General features: G+C 69.0%; 18 protein-coding genes. 9 read left to right on the top strand and 9 right to left on the bottom strand.

Going from position 1 to position 17,944, the window contains the following annotated elements:
- Window positions 1–116: 116 nt before the first annotated feature.
- From PMI02_RS07275 to PMI02_RS07255, 5 genes are all read left to right on the top strand, one after another.
- Window positions 117–1,331 (top strand): DUF3419 family protein, encoded by a 1,215-nt coding sequence (locus tag PMI02_RS07275; RefSeq protein ID WP_007680921.1) that lies wholly within the window; start codon window positions 117–119, stop codon window positions 1,329–1,331.
- 5 nt (window positions 1,332–1,336) lie between these two features.
- Window positions 1,337–1,975: a class I SAM-dependent methyltransferase gene (locus PMI02_RS07270; protein WP_007680919.1), complete on the top strand. Its 639-nt coding sequence runs from the start codon at window positions 1,337–1,339 to the stop codon at window positions 1,973–1,975.
- Between the two features lie 54 nt (window positions 1,976–2,029).
- Complete coding sequence (locus PMI02_RS07265) at window positions 2,030–3,001, top strand: threonine/serine dehydratase (protein ID WP_007680916.1); 972 nt, start codon at window positions 2,030–2,032, stop codon at window positions 2,999–3,001.
- Between the two features lie 81 nt (window positions 3,002–3,082).
- On the top strand, window positions 3,083–3,313 hold the full coding sequence (locus PMI02_RS07260) for a hypothetical protein (protein ID WP_007680898.1): 231 nt from the start codon (window positions 3,083–3,085) through the stop codon (window positions 3,311–3,313).
- A gap of 43 nt (window positions 3,314–3,356) precedes the next feature.
- Window positions 3,357–3,617 carry a hypothetical protein gene (locus tag PMI02_RS07255; protein WP_007680895.1) on the top strand — a complete coding sequence of 87 codons (261 nt, stop codon included), beginning with the start codon at window positions 3,357–3,359 and terminating at the stop codon, window positions 3,615–3,617.
- Here the strand turns inward: PMI02_RS07255 and PMI02_RS07250 are convergent.
- Window positions 3,614–4,087 (bottom strand): MarR family winged helix-turn-helix transcriptional regulator, encoded by a 474-nt coding sequence (locus PMI02_RS07250; protein ID WP_007680893.1) that lies wholly within the window; start codon window positions 4,085–4,087, stop codon window positions 3,614–3,616. The two genes, PMI02_RS07255 and PMI02_RS07250, sit on opposite strands and share 4 nt — an antisense overlap.
- Window positions 4,088–4,165: 78 nt before the next feature.
- On the opposite strand from PMI02_RS07250, the gene hmgA reads away from it, so the two are divergent.
- From hmgA to maiA, 3 genes are read left to right on the top strand one after another with little or no spacing between them, the layout of a single operon-like run.
- Window positions 4,166–5,467, top strand: a complete 1,302-nt coding sequence (gene hmgA, locus PMI02_RS07245; RefSeq protein ID WP_036502787.1) for a homogentisate 1,2-dioxygenase — start codon at window positions 4,166–4,168, stop codon at window positions 5,465–5,467.
- A complete protein-coding gene (fahA, locus tag PMI02_RS07240; protein WP_007680882.1) occupies window positions 5,464–6,759 on the top strand; it encodes a fumarylacetoacetase in 1,296 nt (431 codons plus the stop codon). The genes hmgA and fahA overlap by 4 nt, the downstream gene beginning before the upstream one ends.
- On the top strand, window positions 6,756–7,397 hold the full coding sequence (gene maiA / locus PMI02_RS07235; protein WP_007680880.1) for a maleylacetoacetate isomerase: 642 nt from the start codon (window positions 6,756–6,758) through the stop codon (window positions 7,395–7,397). The genes fahA and maiA overlap by 4 nt, the downstream gene beginning before the upstream one ends.
- 6 nt (window positions 7,398–7,403) lie before the next feature.
- Here the strand turns inward: maiA and PMI02_RS07230 are convergent, their stop codons facing one another.
- A complete protein-coding gene (locus tag PMI02_RS07230; protein ID WP_007680877.1) occupies window positions 7,404–7,865 on the bottom strand; it encodes an Lrp/AsnC family transcriptional regulator in 462 nt (153 codons plus the stop codon).
- Between the two features lie 133 nt (window positions 7,866–7,998).
- Between PMI02_RS07230 and PMI02_RS07225 the strand changes: the two genes are divergently transcribed.
- A complete protein-coding gene (locus tag PMI02_RS07225; RefSeq protein ID WP_007680875.1) occupies window positions 7,999–9,054 on the top strand; it encodes a Glu/Leu/Phe/Val dehydrogenase dimerization domain-containing protein in 1,056 nt (351 codons plus the stop codon).
- Between the two features lie 29 nt (window positions 9,055–9,083).
- Here the strand turns inward: PMI02_RS07225 and PMI02_RS07220 are convergent, their stop codons facing one another.
- From PMI02_RS07220 to PMI02_RS07190, 7 genes are all read right to left on the bottom strand, one after another.
- Window positions 9,084–10,343, bottom strand: a complete 1,260-nt coding sequence (locus tag PMI02_RS07220) for a class I SAM-dependent RNA methyltransferase (protein WP_007680872.1) — start codon at window positions 10,341–10,343, stop codon at window positions 9,084–9,086.
- A gap of 44 nt (window positions 10,344–10,387) precedes the next feature.
- On the bottom strand, window positions 10,388–11,794 hold the full coding sequence (locus PMI02_RS07215; protein ID WP_007680869.1) for an NAD(P)H-hydrate epimerase: 1,407 nt from the start codon (window positions 11,792–11,794) through the stop codon (window positions 10,388–10,390).
- Entirely contained in the window at window positions 11,781–12,146 is a 366-nt protein-coding gene (locus PMI02_RS07210; protein ID WP_007680866.1) for a hypothetical protein, read from the bottom strand. Before PMI02_RS07210 ends, PMI02_RS07215 begins: the two co-directional genes overlap by 14 nt.
- A gap of 128 nt (window positions 12,147–12,274) precedes the next feature.
- Window positions 12,275–14,131 carry a dihydroxy-acid dehydratase gene (ilvD, locus tag PMI02_RS07205; protein WP_007680863.1) on the bottom strand — a complete coding sequence of 619 codons (1,857 nt, stop codon included), beginning with the start codon at window positions 14,129–14,131 and terminating at the stop codon, window positions 12,275–12,277.
- 317 nt (window positions 14,132–14,448) lie between these two features.
- Window positions 14,449–15,168, bottom strand: a complete 720-nt coding sequence (locus PMI02_RS07200) for an N-formylglutamate amidohydrolase (RefSeq protein ID WP_007680861.1) — start codon at window positions 15,166–15,168, stop codon at window positions 14,449–14,451.
- Between the two features lie 28 nt (window positions 15,169–15,196).
- Window positions 15,197–16,009, bottom strand: a complete 813-nt coding sequence (locus PMI02_RS07195; protein WP_007680858.1) for a 4-(cytidine 5'-diphospho)-2-C-methyl-D-erythritol kinase — start codon at window positions 16,007–16,009, stop codon at window positions 15,197–15,199.
- 76 nt (window positions 16,010–16,085) lie between these two features.
- Entirely contained in the window at window positions 16,086–17,732 is a 1,647-nt protein-coding gene (locus tag PMI02_RS07190; protein ID WP_007680856.1) for an electron transfer flavoprotein-ubiquinone oxidoreductase, read from the bottom strand.
- Window positions 17,733–17,944: the final 212 nt, after the last annotated feature.

Here is a 17,944-nt window from a genome sequence, read left to right as displayed (position 1 = left end):
GACGCACACAGACTTATCCCAGCCGCCCGCCTGTCACAAACTGCCATCGCCTCGTCATCACCCGGTCACCGGACGAGGGCATCTGCGCCACAACTCCTACGAAGGAACCCGGCGCCATGACCTCTTCCCGCTCCCGTCTCATCGAAGGTGCCGTCGTCCGTGAGGACAGCTCCCGCAAGAGCCGCCTGCTCGACAAGGCCTTCGCGATGGCCTTCAAGGGCCTGGTCTACGCGCAGATCTGGGAGGATCCGGTCGCCGACATGGACGCGATGCAGATCCAGCCCGACAGCCGGATCATCACCATCGCCAGCGGCGGCTGCAACGCGCTTTCGTACCTGACCGCGAACCCCGAGCACATCACCGTGGTCGACCTCAACACCGCCCACATCGCGCTCAACGAACTGAAGCACGCCGCCGTGCGCCACCTCGACTACGCGGACCTGCGCCGCTTCGTCGCCGAGGCCGACCGGCCCGAGAACCTGGCGCTCTACCGCGAGAAGCTCGCCCCGCACCTGAGCGACGCGACGCGGCGCTACTGGGAAGGCCGCGACCATGTCGGCCGCCGCCGCATCGGCGCCTTCACGCGCGGCGTCTACCGCCACGGCCTCCTGGGCGGCTTCATCGGCGCGGCGCATCTGGTGGCGAAGATCTACAAGATCGACCCCGCCGAAATCCTCGCGGCCGATACCCTCGAAGACCAGCGCCGCGTCTTCGACGAGCGCTTCGCCCCGATGTTCGAGCGCCCGCTGGTCCGCTGGCTCACCCGCCACCCCGCTTCGCTGTTCGGCCTCGGCATCCCCCCTGCCCAGTACGACGCGCTCGCCAGCGGGCACTCCATGGCGGACGTGCTGCGCGGACGGCTGGAGAAGCTGGCCTGCCACTTCCCGGTCAACGACAACTACTTCGCCTGGCAGGCCTTCTCGCGCGGCTATGGCAAGGGCGTCGAAGCGCCGCTGCCGCCTTACCTGCAGGAAGCCAACCTGCCGCAGGTGCGCGAGCGTCTCGCCCGCCTCGACCTGCGCCATGCCAACTTCACCCACGTCCTCGCCGCCGCCGGGAACGCCAGCTACGACCGCTACGTCCTGCTCGACGCGCAGGACTGGATGACCGATGCGCAGTTGACCGAGCTGTGGACCGAGATCACCCGCACCGCTCGCCCCGGCGCCCGCGTGCTGTTCCGCACCGCCGCCGAGCCCACGCTCCTGCCCGGCCGCGTGCCCGACGCCATCCTTGATCGCTGGGACTACCGCGAGGCCGAATCACACAAGGCCAACCTCGCCGACCGCTCCTCGATCTACGGCGGCGTCCACCTCTACGTGTTCAAGGGCTGAGCGCCGTGGCGACGACCGCATCCGACCACGCCGCGCTGATGGACCGGGTCTATCGCTGGCAGCGCCCGATCTACGACCTGACGCGCAAGTACTACCTGTTCGGCCGCGACCGGCTCATCCGCGAACTCGAGGCAAGGCCCGGCATGTCCGTGCTGGAGATCGGCTGCGGCACCGGGCGCAACCTGGCGATGGTGGCGAAGCACTGGCGCGGCGTTCGGCTCCACGGCCTCGACATCTCGGGCGAGATGCTGCGCGGTGCACGCAAGCGCCTCGGCATGTCGGGCACTCTGGCGCTGGGCGACGCCACCCGCTTCGACGCGCAAAGCCTGCTGGGCCGCGACGGGTTCGAGCGCGTGATGCTGTCCTATGCGCTGTCGATGATCCCCGACTGGGAAGCAGCCCTCGCCCAGGCTGCCGCAACGCTGGCGCCCGGCGGCTCGCTCCACGTCGTGGACTTCGGCGACTGCGCGGGCCTGCCGCATCCCTTGCGAGCCTTGCTGACGGGATGGCTCACGCAGTTCCACGTCTCGCCCCGCCTCGACCTCGGCAATGCGGCGGCGCGCGTGGCCCACGAACACGGCCTGCGATTGGAGCACCAGCGCGGTCCGCTCGGCTATTACCAGATCGTGCGACTGTCGCGCTGAGCGCCGTCTAACGGCATCTTCCCTCCGGGCTTGGCACGCCCTAAAAGCGCGCCCATGACACCGACCCGCACCCCGACCGCCGCCGGCGTGGCCCTAGCCGCGCGCAAGGTGGCCGAGATCCTGCCCGCCACGCCCCTCCTCCCGCTCGAGGTCGAGGGCCGCACGATCTGGTGCAAGGCCGAGTGCCTCCAGCCCGTCGGCGCGTTCAAGATTCGCGGCGCCTGGCACCGCCTGACCGACCTCACCGAGACCGAACGCGGGGCCGGGGTCGTCGGCGTGTCGAGCGGCAACCATGCGCAGGGCGTGGCGTGGGCCGCCCGGCGGCTCGGCATCACCGCCGTCATCGTCATGCCCATCGATGCCCCCTCCGTGAAGCTCGCCAATACCCGTGCGCTCGGCGCCGAAGTGGTGCTCTACGACCGCCCCGGCGGCGAGGACCGCGACGAAGTGGCGGAGCGCGAATGCGCCCGGCGCGGCGCGACGCTCGTCCATGCCTATGCCGACCCGTGGATCATCGAGGGCCAGGGCAGCACCGGCACCGAGATCGCCGCGCAGATGGAGGCGCTGGCCGGCGGCGGGCCCGACCTCGTGGTCGCGCCCTGCGGCGGCGGCGGGCTGACCGCGGGCCTCGCGCTCGCCTGCCCCGACGCGCGGATCGTCCCGGTCGAACCCGAAGGCTGGGACGACGTCTGCCGCAGCCTCGCCGCCGGACGGATCGAGCGCGTGGCCGCCGACGCGCCCCCAACCGCCTGCGACGCGCTGCAGACACCCGTGACCCGGCCGATCAACTTCGCCATCCTGCAGGCACGCTGCGCGTTCGGCCTCGTCGTCACTCCCGCCGAAGTGCGCGCCGCCCAGCGCCTCGCTTTCGCGAAGCTGCGCCTCGTCGTCGAGCCGGGCGGCGCGGCGGCGCTGGCGGCCGTGCTTGCCGGCAAGGTCGAGCTGGGGACCCGCACCGCCATCGTGCTCTCGGGCGGAAACACCGATGCGGAGGCATTTGCGAAAGTCCTGTCCAGCACGGACTGATCTCGCAAAGTCCGCTTGGATCCGCCGGCCTTCGTGCGATATATTTCGGTATAACGACACGAAGAGAGTCGGGAGCAGGCGATGGGCAACGGACTTTCCGCCCGCGCGATGAGGCCATTCAAGTTCGCCTACATCGGCGTGGAGGCATTTTTCATCCTGATCACGCTGGCGGCGCTGGCGGACGTGCTGCTGGCGGAGAACTGGGGCCTCGGCTGGACCGCCTTCTTCCTCGGCTTCATCGCCAGCGCCTGGGGCGCGGTGGCTTACCCCGTCTGCGGCGGCTGCTGCGGCTGGGACACGGATACGGGCTGAACCCCCGCCTGACAGGCCGGGCATAACCTGCTAGGCCGCGCCGATGAATTTCGACGACCAGCTGCGCCGTTATTTCGGCACCGACGATCTCGCGACGATCGCGCCCACCACGCTCGAAACCGGGATCGACCGCATGCGCGTCGACTTCGGGATGGAGAAGGACAAGGGCCGCCGCTTCGCGCTGTGGACGCTGATGTTCATGTTCGGCGCCGCACCCGACCTCGACGTCGCCTTCGACAACGAAGCCGACCGCAACACCGCCCGTGACTTCATGGACATGATGGACAAGGCCGCGGGCGCCTAGCCGGCGTCCTCTCCAAGGTCGAGCACCGCCGCGTCGATCCGCCGCAGCATCTGCACGAAATCGGCGATCTCGCCTTCGTCGAAGCGCGAGAATATCCGGCTTTCCAGTTCCAGCGCCTTGGGCGCGATCTGGGCGTGGAGAGCGCGCCCTTCCCCGCTCAGTACCAGCATGTGGGAGCGCCGGTCGCCCGCATGGGGCATCCGCTCCAGCAGCCCGCGCTTCGTCAGGCTCGCGGTGGCGCGGCTCACGGTCATCTTGTCCATCCGGGTACGTGCGCAGATGTCCTGCTGGGTGATGCCGTCCGCCTGCGCAACCCACGCGATCACCCGCCACTCGGGCACGCTGATGCCGAACAGCCGCCCGTACGTGCGGGCGATGCTGTCGCTCACCAGCGTCGAGGTGAACGACAGGCGATACGGAATGAAGGCGTCCAGGCTGAGGCGGCTCTCGGTCATGGGCGTTAGTAACATTTGACACCACTCCATCAATCCTTATGTAGTATCAATCGTTACCATATACGGGAGACACTCGTGCGCGACGAGGCCATGATGACCGGGTTCGGCAATCACTTCGCCACCGAGTCCGTTGAGGGCGCGCTCCCGGTCGGGCGCAATTCGCCGCAGCACGTGCCTTTCGGTCTTTATGCCGAACAGCTCTCCGCGACTGCCTTCACCGCGCCCCGCGCCGAGAACCACCGCACATGGCTCTACCGCCTGCGCCCGACCGCAAACCACCCCGCGTTCCGGCCCTACGCAGCGCCCACCCGCCTTCGCAGCGGCCCTTTCGAGGATGCGCCGCCGACCCCCAACCGCCTGCGCTGGGACCCGCTCCCCCTGCCCGCCGAGCCCACCGACTTCATCGACGGGCTCGTCACTTACTGCGGCAACGGCGACCCTTCGGCCGGGGCTGGTATCGGCATCCACCTCTACGCCGCGAACCGCTCGATGGAGCGCCGCGCGATGTTCAACGCCGATGGCGAGCTGCTGATCGTCCCCCAGCAGGGCGCCTTGCGCGTCGTGACCGAGATGGGCGTGCTCCCCGCCGAGCCCGAGCAGATCGTCGTCATCCCGCGCGGCGTCCGGTTCCGTATCGAACTGCCGGACGGCGCGGCGCGAGGGTATGTCTGCGAGAACTACGGCGCGCTTTTCCGCCTGCCCGACCTCGGCCCGATCGGCTCCAACGGCCTCGCCAACCCACGCGACTTCGAGGTGCCGGTCGCCCGCTTCGAGGACGACGACGAGCCTTTCGAGATCGTCCAGAAGTTTTGCGGCACGCTGTGGACCACCACCCTGCCGCACTCGCCGTTCGACGTCGTCGCCTGGCACGGCAATCTCGCGCCGTACCGGTACGACCTGCGCCGCTTCAACACGATGAACACCGTCAGCTTCGACCATCCCGACCCCTCGATCTTCACCGTGCTGACATCGCCCAGCGATACGCCGGGCACCGCCAACTGCGACTTCGTGATCTTCCCGCCGCGCTGGATGGTGGCCGAGGCGACGTTCCGCCCGCCCTGGTTCCACCGCAACGTGATGAGCGAGTTCATGGGCCTGATCCACGGCGCCTACGACGCCAAGGCGGGCGGCTTCGCGCCCGGCGGCGCCTCGCTCCACAACTGCATGTCGGGCCACGGCCCGGACCGCGCAAGCTACGACGCGGCGGTCGGCGCCACCCTCGCCCCGCACCGGATCGAGAACACCATGGCCTTCATGTTCGAAAGCCGTTTTCCCTTCCGCACCACGCGTTTCGCGCAGGAAACGCCGCTGTGCCAACTCGACTACGACGATTGCTGGACCGGCTTTCGCAAGGCCCAGCTCCCCGCCAACTCCGCCAAAGGGCCCGATGCATGACCTTCCCCCAGATCGACGAGACCCACGATCCCGCGCTCAAAAGCTGGGTCGCCAGCGCCATGGGCCACGCCGATTTCCCCGTCCAGAACCTGCCCTACGGCGTGTTCTCGCCCGACCGTGACACCCGGCGCATCGGCGTTGCCATCGGCGACGAGATCCTCGACCTCGCCGCCATCGCCGACCTCCTGCCGCTCGAAGTGCGCGAGGCGCTTGCCGGCACGACCCTCAACGCCCCGTTCGCGCTCCCCTCGCCCGACCGGCTGGCGCTGCGCAAGTCGCTGAGCGCGCTGCTGTGCGACGCCGTCCGCGAGGCCGCGCTGCGCCCGCACCTTCACGCCGCCTCGCAGTGTGCCATGCACCTGCCCACCGCGATCGGCGACTACACCGACTTCTACGTCGGCATCCACCACGCCACCAACATCGGCAAGCTGCTGCGCCCCGACAATCCGCTGCTGCCCAACTACAAGTACGTGCCGATCGGCTACCACGGCCGCGCTTCGTCAGTGCGTCCCTCGGGCGTGCCGGTCCGGCGGCCGAGCGGGCAACGCAAGCCCCCCGAGGCGGAGGTCCCCCTCGTCGGCCCAACCGCACGGCTCGACTACGAACTCGAACTCGGCGTCTGGATCGGGCGCGGCAATGCGCTGGGCGACACCGTGCCAATCGAGCGCGCGGCCGACCACATCGCCGGTTTCTGCCTGCTCAACGACTGGTCCGCGCGCGATTTCCAGGCCTGGGAATACGTGCCGCTGGGCCCGTTCCTCGCCAAGAGCTTCCAGTCGACGATCTCGCCCTGGGTGGTCACGGCCGAGGCCATGGCGCCGTTCCGCATCGCCCAGCCGCCGCGCCCCGAGGGTGACCCCAGCCCCCTCCCCTATCTGTGGGACGAGGACGATCAGGCGGGCGGCGCGCTCGGTATCGAGCTGGAAGTCCACCTATCGACGGCACGCATGCGCGAGGCCGGGACGGAGGCGCACCGCCTTTCGGTCGGCCCGGCGTCGAACATGTACTGGACCGTGCAGCAGATCGTCACGCACCACGCCTCGAACGGCTGCAACCTGAGCCCCGGCGACCTGCTCGGCACCGGCACGATCTCGACGCCGACTCCCGAGGGCTTCGGCAGCCTGATGGAGCTATCGGGCAACGGCAAGACCAAGGTCGCGCTGCCGAATGGCGAGGAGCGCATGTTCCTGGAAGACGGCGACGAAGTCATCCTCAAGGCGGTCGCCCGCGCCGACGGCTTCGTGCCGATCGGCTTCGGCGAGTGCCGCGCGGTCGTGCTGCCCGCGGCATGAGCGCGCCCGTCCTTCACGGCTACTGGCGCTCTACCGCATCCTACCGGGTGCGGATCGCGCTCGGCCTGAAGGGCGTGGACTACGCACAGGTAATCCACGACCTGCGCATCGGGGGCCAGCGCGATCCTGCCTATCTGGCGCTGGCGCCGCAGGGTCTGGTTCCTGCGCTGGAGGCGGACGGGCTGGTGCTCACGCAGAGTCCCGCCATCCTCGAATGGATCGAGGAGCGCTGGCCCGCGCCAGTGCTCCTTCCCGCGGACGCCGAGGGCCGCGCGGTGGTTCGCGCCATGGCGGCGCTGATCGGCTGCGACGTCCACCCGCTCAACAACCTGCGTCTACTGGCGGTGCTGCGGAACGAGTTCGGCGCCTCGCAGGCACAGGTCGACGCGTGGATCGCCCGTTGGATCGGCGATGGTTTCGTCGCGCTGGAGCCGCAGGTCGCCCGCCACGGCGACGGCTTCGCCTATGGCGAAGCGCCGACCCTCGCCGACTGCTACCTCGTGCCGCAGCTCTATTCCGCCGAGCGCTTCGGCGTCGATCTCACGCCCTACCCCGCACTCCTCGCTGCGGGCGAAGCGATGCGCGCAATCCCCGAGGTCGCAGCCGCGCACCCGTCCCGCCAGCCCGACGCGGATTGACCGGCCTCAGATGGGCAGCGCAGTGGTCGCCTTGATCTCGGACAGCGCCACGGTCGAAGTGATTTCCTGCACGCCGGGCAGCTGCGACAGTTTCTCGAAGAAGAACCGTTCGTAAGCGCTGATGTCCTCGGCCACCACGCGGATCATGAAGTCCACCGACCCCAGCAGCACGTAGCAATCGAGCACTTCGGGGAACTCGCGGATCTTGGCGGCAAACTCGTCGAGGTTGGCGCGGCCGTGGGCGTTCAGCTTCACCTGCGCGAAGACATGCGCGTTGAGGCCCACCTTGTGCCGGTCGACGATGGCGACACGCCGCTGGATGAAACCCTCGCGCTCCAGCCTGTCGATCCGCCGCCAGCAGGGCGATGCGGACAGGCCCACGCGTTCGGCGATCTGCGCCGTCGTCTGATTCGCGTCGCGCTGAAGCTCGCGGAGAATTTTTCTCTCGAATGGATCAAGATCGGTCATTCTAACCTCTTATCATGCCAATCTAGAACACGTCTTGCGGTAAATCGTCTCCAGAGCCCGAAACGAGGAGAGATTGCCCCCGCCATCGCTGCGATAATGGCGTCCTGACCCAAGCTCACTCAGGAGCGCAAACATGGTAGCCGGAACCCGACGCATGATGCCACCGATGGAATATGTCCGCCTGTTCGACGAAGCCGCCGGTCTCGACGGGGTGATCGCGATCCATTCGACCGCGCGCGGGCCGGCAGCGGGCGGCTGCCGCCTGTGGTCCTACGCCGATTCGAGCGAAGCCATGGCCGACGCCTTCCGCCTCGCCGAGGGCATGAGCTACAAGAACGCCATGGCCCGCCTGCCCTTCGGCGGCGGCAAGGCCGTGCTGCGCCGCCCCGCCGGTGAGTTCGATCGCCGCGCCCTGTTCGAAGCCTTCGGCCGCGCGGTCGAGAAGCTGGACGGCCGCTACGTCACCGCCGAGGACGTCGGCACCGACGTCTCCGACATGGAATGCGCCGCGCGCCACACCCGCCACGTCGCCGGGCGCACCGCGCTGCCGGGCCTCGCGGGCGGCGACCCCTCGCCGTGGACCGCGCTCGGCGTGTTCGAGGCGATGAAGGAGGCCGTGCGCCTGCGCCACGGCAGCTCGCTCGCGGGCGTGACCGTTTCGGTGCTGGGCGTGGGCAACGTCGGCGCCGGGCTTTGCCACCTGCTGGCGGAGGAAGGCGCCCGCCTCGTCATCGCCGACATCGACCCGGTACGCTGCGCCCGCCTCGCCGAGCAGACCGGAGCGCGGATCGTGGGCATCGAGGCCATCGTCGCCGAGGACGCCGAAGTCTTCGCCCCCTGCGCCCTTGGCGGTGCGCTCGATGAAGCGACCGTCGCGGCGCTCAAGGCCGGTATCGTCTGCGGGGCGGCCAACAACCAGCTCGCCGCGCCGCACCTCGCCGATGTGCTGATGGCGCGCGGGATCACTTATGCGCCGGACTACGTGGTCAACGCGGGCGGCATCATCAACGTCGCCGCCGAATACCTCGGCGAAAGCGCCGATCAGGTACGCGGCCGCGTCATGGAGATCGGCCCGCGCACTCGCGAGCTGCTCGAAATCGCCGCCGCCGAGAACCTGCCCCCGCCGCTCGTCGCCGACCGCATGGCCGAGGGGCTGATGGTCCGCGAGCGCGACCTCGAAACGGTCTGACCCGGCGCGAAAGGGGATGGCGCCGCGCGCTATCCCCTGACGAAGTAGCTCGCCAGCTCCACATGCGTGGACCAGCGGAACTGGCCGACCGGGCGCAATTCCACGAGCCGGAAGCCCGCCTCGATCAGCCGCGCCGCGTCGCGCGACCAGCTTGACGGGTTGCAACTGATATAGACCACCCGGCTCACCGTGGAATCCGCTATGCACTCCACCTGCTCGCGCGCGCCGGCACGCGGCGGGTCGAGCAATACGGCGGAGAAGCGCGCCAGTTCGTCGGGCTGGAGCGGGTTGCGGAACAGGTCGCGGTGGGCGCTGAAGATCGGCAGCTGAGCGCGGTCGGCGCCCGCCTTGCAGGCCTGGTGAATGTCGCGCGCGGCCTCGGCGGCGTAGACCTTGGTCTCCGGCCCCGCGAGCGCGAAGGCGAAGGTGCCCAGTCCCGAGAACAGGTCGGCCACGGTCGGCGCGCCGGCCAGCCATTCGCGCGCGGCGGCGACCAGAGTCTCCTCGCCGTCCTTGGTCGCCTGGAGGAAGCAGCCGGGCGGGAACGGCACCTTTACGCCGCCCAGCGTGACCGTCACCGGCACCGGCTCCCACACCGTTTCGAAACCATAGCCGCCGTCCATCGTCAGGCGCGCGAGCTTGTGCTCCTGCGCGAAGGCGAGCATCGCCTCGGTCGCGGCAAGGCCCTCGGCGGTCAGACCCTTGACGCCGAGGTCGACGCCCTGGTCCACCAGTGTCATCTCGATGTCGGCCGCCATGCGCGGCGTGGCGTGCTTCGCGGACTTGCCCGGACGGCCGCCCTTCTTCGCCGGCGCGGCCTTGCCCATGGTGATGAGCAGCTTGCGCATGGGGCCGAGCAGCGCGACGAACTCGGGCGCGATGACGTGGCATTCCTCGATCTCGACCAGCCGGTGCGACTTCGCCTCGCGGAAACCGATGACCACGCGCCCGCCCGAACTCTCGGCGCGCAGCGAGGCGCGGCGGCGGCTCATCGGCGGCGACAGGTAGGGGGCGCCCAGCACCTCCGTGCCCAGGTCCTGCGCGGCCGAGGCATTGGCGACGCGGCCTTCGACGAAGGCTGCAAGGCTCTCCTCGTCGAGCTGCTGCAACTGGCAGCCGCCGCAGGTGCCGAAGTGACGGCACGGCGGCTGGACGTGGTGCGGGCCCCATTCGAGCGTGCCGTCGATGGTGAGCCGGTCGCCCGGCGCCGCGCCCCAGGCGAAGCGGCCGGTCGCGGTCACGCCGTCGCCCTTGGAGGCGACGCGCAGGATTTCCTCGGATTCGTTCATGGCGCGCCCCTAGCAGGACGGGCCGGAATAGAACAGACGGGCGTTCAGCCGGCCCGGAGACACTCCGCCAGCGCCGCGGGCACTCGCTCGGCCAGTTGCCCGGCGGTGAAGCCCGGCGGGCACAGCCGCTCGGCCGCGCCGTGGAGCCAGACGCCTTCGCAGGCGGCCTCGAACGCGCCGAGCCCGGTGGCGGCGCGGCTTGCGATCACGCCCGCGAGCACGTCGCCCGTGCCTGCCGTGGAGAGCCAGGAGGACGCGCGCGGCGCACAGGCCAGCCGCCCGTCCGGCGCGGCGACGACGGTGTCCGGTCCCTTGGCGACCACCACCATGCCGCTCGCCTTGGCAAGTGCGAGGGCGCGGTCGGGCCGCGTGCCCGAGCCTTCGAGGTCGAACGCGCGTTCCAGCGCGGCCAGTTCGCCCTCGTGCGGGGTGGCGATGGTGGGCGCGGTGCGCTCGGCCAGATGGCGCGGCGCGAGCAGCACCAGCGCGTCGGCGTCGACGACCACCGCCGCCCGGTCCGCCAGCGCCACGGCCAGACGCTCGCGCGCGGCGCTGTCGCGGCCGAGGCCGGGACCGACGAGCACCGCGCGGTTGCGATCATCGGTCAGCACCTCCGCGAGTGCGCCGGTATCCACCACGAGGTCGGCGGGTGCGTTGCGCCTGGAATCGGCAAATATCTTGACGTAGCCAGCCCCCGCGCCCTGCGCTGCGATCGAAGCGAGGATCGCCGCCCCCGGCATCGCGCCGCCGACCACCGCCAGCAGCCCGCGCCGGTACTTGTGCGAGTCCGGCGCCGGCGCCTTGATGCCCGGCCGCGTGATCGCCTGCGCCGCGCTTTCAACGGCATCGACGCCGATAGGAACCAGCCGCAAGGCGCCCATATGCGCGGTCGCGGGCATCAGGAAGTGCGCGAACTTCCATGCCCCCAGCGCGATCGTCAGGTCGTAACGGGGAAGCCCATCGCCCAGCACCATGCCGGAGTCCGATTGCACCCCGCTCGGCACGTCGATCGCCACGATGCGGTTGTGGGAGGCGGCCAGCGCGGCGAGCAGCGCGCCGTGCGCCGGGGTCAGCGGGCGGGTCAATCCGCTGCCGAACAGGCAGTCGACGAGCACTTCGCCCGACACCTGCGCATCGGCGCCGAGCACCTCGCCGCCGAACAGCGCGCGGGCTTGGCGGCAAGCGTCAGTGGCAGGTTCGCCGGCGGCGACGACCACCGCGTTCCCGCCGCGCTCGCGGATGGCTTCGGCGACGACATAGCCGTCGCCGCCGTTGTTGCCGGGGCCGCAGAGCACTGTAACACTGTGGTGTCCGGCGATGCGCCAGATCCATTCCGCCGCGCCGCGCCCCGCGAGCTGCATCAGGGCATCGACGGAGGAGCCGGCCTCGATCAGGCGGCTTTCCGCGCCCCGCATCTGCGCCACGGTGAGGATCTGGTCACTTGCCGGCATCGGCCTTCTCCGTCGCCGGGAACAGGTAGTGGTCCGCGCCCACCGTCACGTCGAGCTTACCGCCCTCGAGCCGCGTCACGGCCTTCTCCGCCCCGTCGGCCACGGCGAGGCCCGAACCGTCCGTCATCACGTCGAAGCGGCGGAACGCGCCGTCCGGGTGGCGCACCACGAGGGTTAGCTTTCCGCCCGCTTCGGCGCGCTCGACCGAACAGACCGGCTTCAGTTCCGCCGAACCGCCCACCGCGCATTCGATGTGCTCGCTACCGGCCGCCACGGGCGGCGGCGCGCTACCCGACGAACAGGCTGCGAGGAAAAGCGCGAGCGCGGCGGAAGTCGCGAATTTGATTGGCATACCGGCTTGGTACAGGCGCCGGGACGCGCGGGAAAGTGGGAACCGGAAAAAGAAAAGAGGCCGGTTCACGCCTCATGCGCGACCGGCCTCCCTGTCTCCTGGCGGTCCCCGTTTCGCGGGGCGGCCGACTACTTGCGCTTGAGCTGCGTCACGTCGCGGATGGCGCCCTTGGAAGCGCTGGTGGTCATCGCCGCGTAGGCCTGAAGCGCGGCCGAGACCTTGCGCGGGCGCGGGTGGACCGGGGTCCAGGCATCGTCGCCGCGCGCTTCCTGCTGCGAGCGGCGGTGGGCCAGCACTTCGTCCGATACCGCGAGGTGGATGGTGCGGCCGGGGATGTCGATCTCGATGGTGTCGCCGTTCTCGACGAGGCCGATCTCGCCGCCCTCGGCCGCTTCGGGCGAGGCGTGGCCGATGGAAAGGCCCGAGGTGCCGCCCGAGAAGCGCCCGTCGGTCAGCAGCGCGCAGGCTTTGCCCAGGCCCTTCGATTTGAGGTAGCTGGTCGGGTAGAGCATTTCCTGCATGCCCGGCCCGCCGCGCGGTCCCTCGTAGCGGATGACGACGACGTCGCCCGCACCGACCTGCCCGCCGAGAATACCCGCGACCGCCGCGTCCTGGCTTTCATAGACCCGCGCGGTGCCGTTGAACTTGAGGATGCTCTCGTCCACGCCGGCGGTCTTCACGATGCAGCCGTCGCGCGCGATGTTGCCGTAGAGCACGGCGATGCCGCCGTCCTGGCTGAACGCATGCTCCTTCGAGCGGATGACGCCGTTCTCGCGGTCGAGGTCGAGTTCCTCCCAGCGCGCCGACTGGCTGAACGCGGTCTGCGTCGGCACGCCGCCGGGGGCGGCCTTGTAGAACTGTTCCACCGACGGCTCGGTGGTGCGGCTGATGTCCCAGCGCTCGATCGCCTCGCCCAGCGTCTTGGTGTGGACGGTCGGCAGGTCGGTGTGCAGAAGCCCCGCGCGTTCGAGCTGGCCGAGGATCGCGTAGATGCCGCCGGCGCGGTGGACGTCCTCCATGTGGACGTCGGACTTGGCCGGGGCGACCTTGGAGAGGCACGGCACATTGCGGCTCAGGCGGTCGATGTCGGCCATGGTAAAGTCCACGCCCGCTTCGGCGGCGGCGGCGAGCAGGTGGAGCACGGTGTTGGTCGATCCGCCCATGGCGATGTCGAGGCTCATGGCGTTCTCGAACGCCTTGAAGCTGGCGACATTGCGCGGCAGGACGCTGTCGTCCTCCTGCTCGTAGTAGCGGTGGCACATGTCCACGGCGACGCGGCCCGCTTCGAGGAACAGGCGCTCGCGGTCGGAGTGGGTGGCCAGGGTGGAGCCGTTGCCGGGCAGCGACAGGCCCAGCGCCTCGGTCAGGCAGTTCATCGAGTTGGCGGTGAACATGCCCGAGCAAGACCCGCAGGTCGGGCAGGCCGAACGCTCGATCGCGGCGACTTCCTCGTCGGTGTAGCTCTCGTCGGCGGCGGCGACCATCGCGTCGACGAGGTCGAGCGCCTGGACCTTGCCCTTGAGGATGACCTTGCCGGCCTCCATCGGGCCGCCGGACACGAACACGGCGGGGATGTTGAGGCGCATCGCGGCCATCAGCATGCCCGGCGTGATCTTGTCGCAGTTGGAGATGCAGACCATGGCATCGGCACAGTGGGCGTTGACCATGTATTCCACGCTGTCGGCGATGAGGTCGCGGCTGGGCAGCGAGTAGAGCATTCCGTCGTGGCCCATGGCGATGCCGTCATCGACCGCGATGGTGTTGAATTCCTTGGCGACACCGCCCGCCGCCTCGATCTCGCGCGCGACGAGCTGGCCGAGGTCCTTGAGGTGGACGTGGCCGGGCACGAACTGGGTGAACGAGTTAACCACCGCGATGATCGGCTTGCCGAAGTCGCCGTCCTTCATGCCCGTGGCGCGCCACAGGCCGCGCGCGCCCGCCATGTTGCGGCCGTGAGTGGAAGTGCGCGAGCGATAGGCGGGCATTGTCAGGGACTCCGGGTCGCAGGCGTGGATCTCCCGCGATTTGCGCCGCCACTACACGGCATTAGGTTTCAATTCAACGGCAGTTTTCGTAATTATATTTCTCGCAGGAAAAGGCGGCGGCTTGGTCGTTGATCATGTGGTCGCGTGGAGACGCGGAGGGGTCGCCATGCGCCGCAGGCTCTGGCCTTCTTCAACCCTGCGGAATGAGCAACCTCGGAAAGAAAGCCAGCTTCGCCGCGAGCGCTACCCCTCTGCGGCTCTGCGGCTCTGCGTGCCCATACCCTGGACTTATCCGTACCTCCGCGAGGAAATCGAATTCAAATCCGCCGCAAGACCTCGGCGCACATGCTGGCCATGCGTCCCGCCCAGACCGCCTGCCCCGCCTCGTCGGCGATAAGGTCCTGGCGGATTTCGATGCTGATGTAGGGTAGCCCGTTGGGCTCGGCGTGGCGGTTCATCGAGGCGTTGAGGAGCTTGCCCGAATAAGGCTCCTGGTCGCCGACGACGAGGCCCATCGCCTCGAGCAGCGGGATGGCGATGCGCGAGGCGCGTTCGTCCTGGTTGTAGAGCACGCCGACCTGCCACGGACGCGGCTTGTCACAGGTGGCCAGGCCGGGGGTGAAGCTGTGCAGCGAGAGGATCAGCGCCGGCGGGGTATCGCGCAGCAGCGCCGCAAGTCCGGCGTGGTAGGGATCGAAGAAACGCGCGACCCGCGCCTGCCGCTGCTCGGGCGTCAGCACATTGCCGGGGATGGCGTGGCCGTCGCTCACCTCGGGCATCATGCCGGGGACGTCGTGCTTGCGGTTGTAGTCGCACACGAGGCGGCTGACGTTGCCCAGCCATGCGGCGGTGCCGGGGGCGACCATGCGCTCGGCGATGCCGGCGACGCCGATGTCGATGGCGATGTGAAGCTGGAGCAGTGCCGGGTCGATGCCGAGATCGATGTCGGCCGGCACCCGGTTCGAGGCATGGTCCGAGACGACGAGCACGCCGCCGGCCTGCGGTGTGCCGAGCAGACGGTGAAAATCGGATTCCAAGCTGACCTCCAGACCTATGCGCCGGACGTTATCGCAACTTGCCCGTCATTTGCCACCACTCGGGCCTAGCTTTCGCCAGCTTTTCCGCCGCCGCGTGCAATTGCGCCTCGGTTTCATAGAGCGCGAAGCACGTCGCGCCCGATCCCGACATACGCGCGAGGAACGGATCGGTTGCGCGCAGGGCGGCCAGAACCTGCGCGATAACGGGGCAGATTGCGATGGCGGGGGCTTCGAGATCGTTGCGGCCTTCGAGCGCGATAGCGCGGACCGACCCGGTCGGCATTGGCCCGCGATCGAGGCCGTCCCACGCCTTGAACACCGGCCCGGTGGGCACGGCCGCGCGCGGATTGACGAGCAGGACGGGTGTGCCGGTCAGGTCGCTCTCGATGGCCGCGAGGTCGGTCCCCGTGCCGGTGCCGATGCAAGTGGTCGAACGCACGCAGGCAGGAACGTCGGCGCCCAGCTTCGCGGCCTTGGCCTGCCAGCCGTCCGGCAGACCGTGCGCGCTCTCGACCATGCGGAACACCGCCCCCGCGTCGGCCGAACCGCCGCCGAGGCCTGCCGCCACGGGGAGCCGCTTTTCGAGTTCGACCGCCCAGCCCTTCCCGTGCGGCAGGGCGAGCAGCGCCTTGGCGACGATGTTGCCGAAGGGATCGTCGATTTTCCCCGCAAACTCGCCGTGGGTGGCGAGGCTGTCGGTGCTGGCGGGAGCCGCCGAAAGCCGGTCGCCGTCATCGACGAAGGCGAACAGCGTCTCCAGTTCGTGATACCCGTCCTCGCGGCGGCGACGGACGTGCAGCGCGAGATTGATCTTGGCGTAGGCGGTTTCGGAAAAAGTCATCGCGCCTTCCCTGAAACGACAGGAGCGCCGGGGCAACCCCGACGCTCCCTCGTTTTTCGCAAATGACCTTGGAAGATCACATGTTCGGGTAGTTCGGGCCGCCGCCGCCTTCGGGCGTCACCCATTCGATGTTCTGAGTGGGGTCCTTGATGTCGCAGGTCTTGCAGTGGACGCAGTTCTGCGCGTTGATCTGCAGCTTGGGACCCGCGCCGGCATCGACGAACTCGTAGACGCCCGCCGGGCAGTAGCGCGCTTCCGGCCCCGCGTAGATCGGCAGGTTGATCTCGGTCGGGATCGCCGGGTCCTTGAGCTTCAGGTGGACCGGCTGGTCTTCCTCGTGATTGGTGAACGAGTAGGACACGCTGGTCAGGCGATCGAAGCTGATGACGCCGTCGGGTTTGGGATAGGCGATCGGCTTGTAAAGGTCCGCGCGCTGCGTCTCGCTGGCGTCGGTGTGGTGCTTCATCGGCTTGGCGAGGCCGAAGCCGAACAGCGTGCGCAGCCACATGTCGGCGCCGGCGAGGACGGTGCCCAGCTCGGTGCCCCACTTGGCGACCATCGGCTCGGCGTTCTGCACGAGCTTGAGTTCCTTGGCGATCCAGCTGGAGCGCACGGCGTCGTCGTAGTCCTGCAGGGTGTCCTGCTCACGGCCCGACTTGATGGCGGCGGCGATGGATTCGGCGGCAAGCATGCCGCTCTTCATCGCGGTGTGAGTGCCCTTGATGCGCGGCACGTTGACGAAGCCCGCCGAGCAGCCCGCGAGCACGCCGCCGGGGAACGCCAGCTGCGGGACCGACTGCCAGCCGCCCTCGTTGATGACGCGCGCGCCGTAGGCCACGCGCTTGCCGCCTTCGAGGATCGCGCGGATTTCCGGATGCTGCTTCCAGCGCTGGAATTCCTCGAACGGGTAGACGTAGGGGTTCTTGTAATCGAGCGCGGTGACGAAGCCGAGCGCAACCTGATTGTTGGCCTGGTGATAGAGGAAGCCGCCGCCCCAGCTTTCGCTCTCGCTCATCGGCCAGCCCTGGGTGTGGATCACCCGGCCGGGGACGTGCTTGTCCGCCGGGATGTCCCAAAGCTCCTTGATGCCGAGGCCGTAGATCTGCGGCTGGCAGTTCGCTTCGAGGTCGTACTTCGCCTTGAGCCGCTTGGTCAGGTGGCCGCGCGCGCCCTCGCAGAAGACCGTGTACTTGCCGAGCAGGTTCATGCCCGGCTGGAAGTCACCCTTCTCGTGGCCTTCGCGGTCGACGCCCATGTCGCCGGTCTGCACGCCGATAACGGCGCCCTTGTCGTCATAGAGAATTTCGGCGGCAGGGAAGCCGGGGAAGATCTCGATCTCGAGCGCTTCGGCCTGTTCGGCCAGCCAGCGGCACAGGTTGCCCAGCGAGCCGGTGTAGTTGCCGTGGTTCGACATGAAGGGCGGCTGGATCAGGTGCGGAAGACCGATCTTGCCCTTCTTGGTCAGGTGCCAGTGCCAGTTGTCGGTGACGGGCGTTTCCGCCAGCGGGCAGCCGTCCTCGCGCCAGGTGGGCAGCAGCTCGTCGAGCGCCTTGGGATCGATCGTCGCGCCCGAGAGGATGTGGGCGCCGATCTCCGAGCCCTTTTCGAGCACGCAGACCTGGAGTTCGGGATCGACCTGCTTGAGCCGGATCGCCGTGGCCAGGCCCGCAGGTCCACCGCCGACGACGACGACGTCGTAAGGCATCTCTTCGCGTTCAATCATGGAAGCCCCGTCCAAATTCTCTTTTTTGTGCTTAGTCGAGCGATTAAATCCTCAAGTGCCTTGATTGCTCCCGCGCGGCAGGTCAAGACCCGCGCGATGGATCAACGGCCAAATCCTGAATTTCTGGACGATATCACAGGTGCGCTCGACTGGTGGCGCGAGGCGGGCGTGGACAGCGACTTCCTCGACGAGCCGGTATCATGGCTCCCGCC

Source organism: Novosphingobium sp. AP12 (genome assembly GCF_000281975.1).
In the GTDB taxonomy this organism is placed as follows: domain Bacteria; phylum Pseudomonadota; class Alphaproteobacteria; order Sphingomonadales; family Sphingomonadaceae; genus Novosphingobium.
The sequence above is the reverse complement of the archived record's forward strand: the minus strand, read 5'-3'. Positions and strand labels throughout refer to the sequence as shown.

What these genes read in the sequence shown, in the direction of transcription:
- PMI02_RS07275 (WP_007680921.1), top strand. Translation starts at nt 117, where the DNA reads ATGACCTCTTCCCGCTCCCGTCTCATCGAAGGTGCCGTCGTCCGTGAG.
- PMI02_RS07210 (WP_007680866.1), bottom strand. Translation starts at nt 12,146, where the DNA reads ATGCCAATCAAATTCGCGACTTCCGCCGCGCTCGCGCTTTTCCTCGCA.
- maiA (WP_007680880.1), top strand. Translation starts at nt 6,756, where the DNA reads ATGAGCGCGCCCGTCCTTCACGGCTACTGGCGCTCTACCGCATCCTAC.
- PMI02_RS07225 (WP_007680875.1), top strand. Translation starts at nt 7,999, where the DNA reads ATGGTAGCCGGAACCCGACGCATGATGCCACCGATGGAATATGTCCGC.
- ilvD (WP_007680863.1), bottom strand. Translation starts at nt 14,131, where the DNA reads ATGCCCGCCTATCGCTCGCGCACTTCCACTCACGGCCGCAACATGGCG.
- PMI02_RS07190 (WP_007680856.1), bottom strand. Translation starts at nt 17,732, where the DNA reads ATGATTGAACGCGAAGAGATGCCTTACGACGTCGTCGTCGTCGGCGGT.
- PMI02_RS07230 (WP_007680877.1), bottom strand. Translation starts at nt 7,865, where the DNA reads ATGACCGATCTTGATCCATTCGAGAGAAAAATTCTCCGCGAGCTTCAG.
- fahA (WP_007680882.1), top strand. Translation starts at nt 5,464, where the DNA reads ATGACCTTCCCCCAGATCGACGAGACCCACGATCCCGCGCTCAAAAGC.
- PMI02_RS07220 (WP_007680872.1), bottom strand. Translation starts at nt 10,343, where the DNA reads ATGAACGAATCCGAGGAAATCCTGCGCGTCGCCTCCAAGGGCGACGGC.
- PMI02_RS07250 (WP_007680893.1), bottom strand. Translation starts at nt 4,087, where the DNA reads ATGTTACTAACGCCCATGACCGAGAGCCGCCTCAGCCTGGACGCCTTC.
- PMI02_RS07255 (WP_007680895.1), top strand. Translation starts at nt 3,357, where the DNA reads ATGAATTTCGACGACCAGCTGCGCCGTTATTTCGGCACCGACGATCTC.
- PMI02_RS07215 (WP_007680869.1), bottom strand. Translation starts at nt 11,794, where the DNA reads ATGCCGGCAAGTGACCAGATCCTCACCGTGGCGCAGATGCGGGGCGCG.
- PMI02_RS07195 (WP_007680858.1), bottom strand. Translation starts at nt 16,009, where the DNA reads ATGACTTTTTCCGAAACCGCCTACGCCAAGATCAATCTCGCGCTGCAC.
- hmgA (WP_036502787.1), top strand. Translation starts at nt 4,166, where the DNA reads ATGACCGGGTTCGGCAATCACTTCGCCACCGAGTCCGTTGAGGGCGCG.
- PMI02_RS07260 (WP_007680898.1), top strand. Translation starts at nt 3,083, where the DNA reads ATGGGCAACGGACTTTCCGCCCGCGCGATGAGGCCATTCAAGTTCGCC.
- PMI02_RS07265 (WP_007680916.1), top strand. Translation starts at nt 2,030, where the DNA reads ATGACACCGACCCGCACCCCGACCGCCGCCGGCGTGGCCCTAGCCGCG.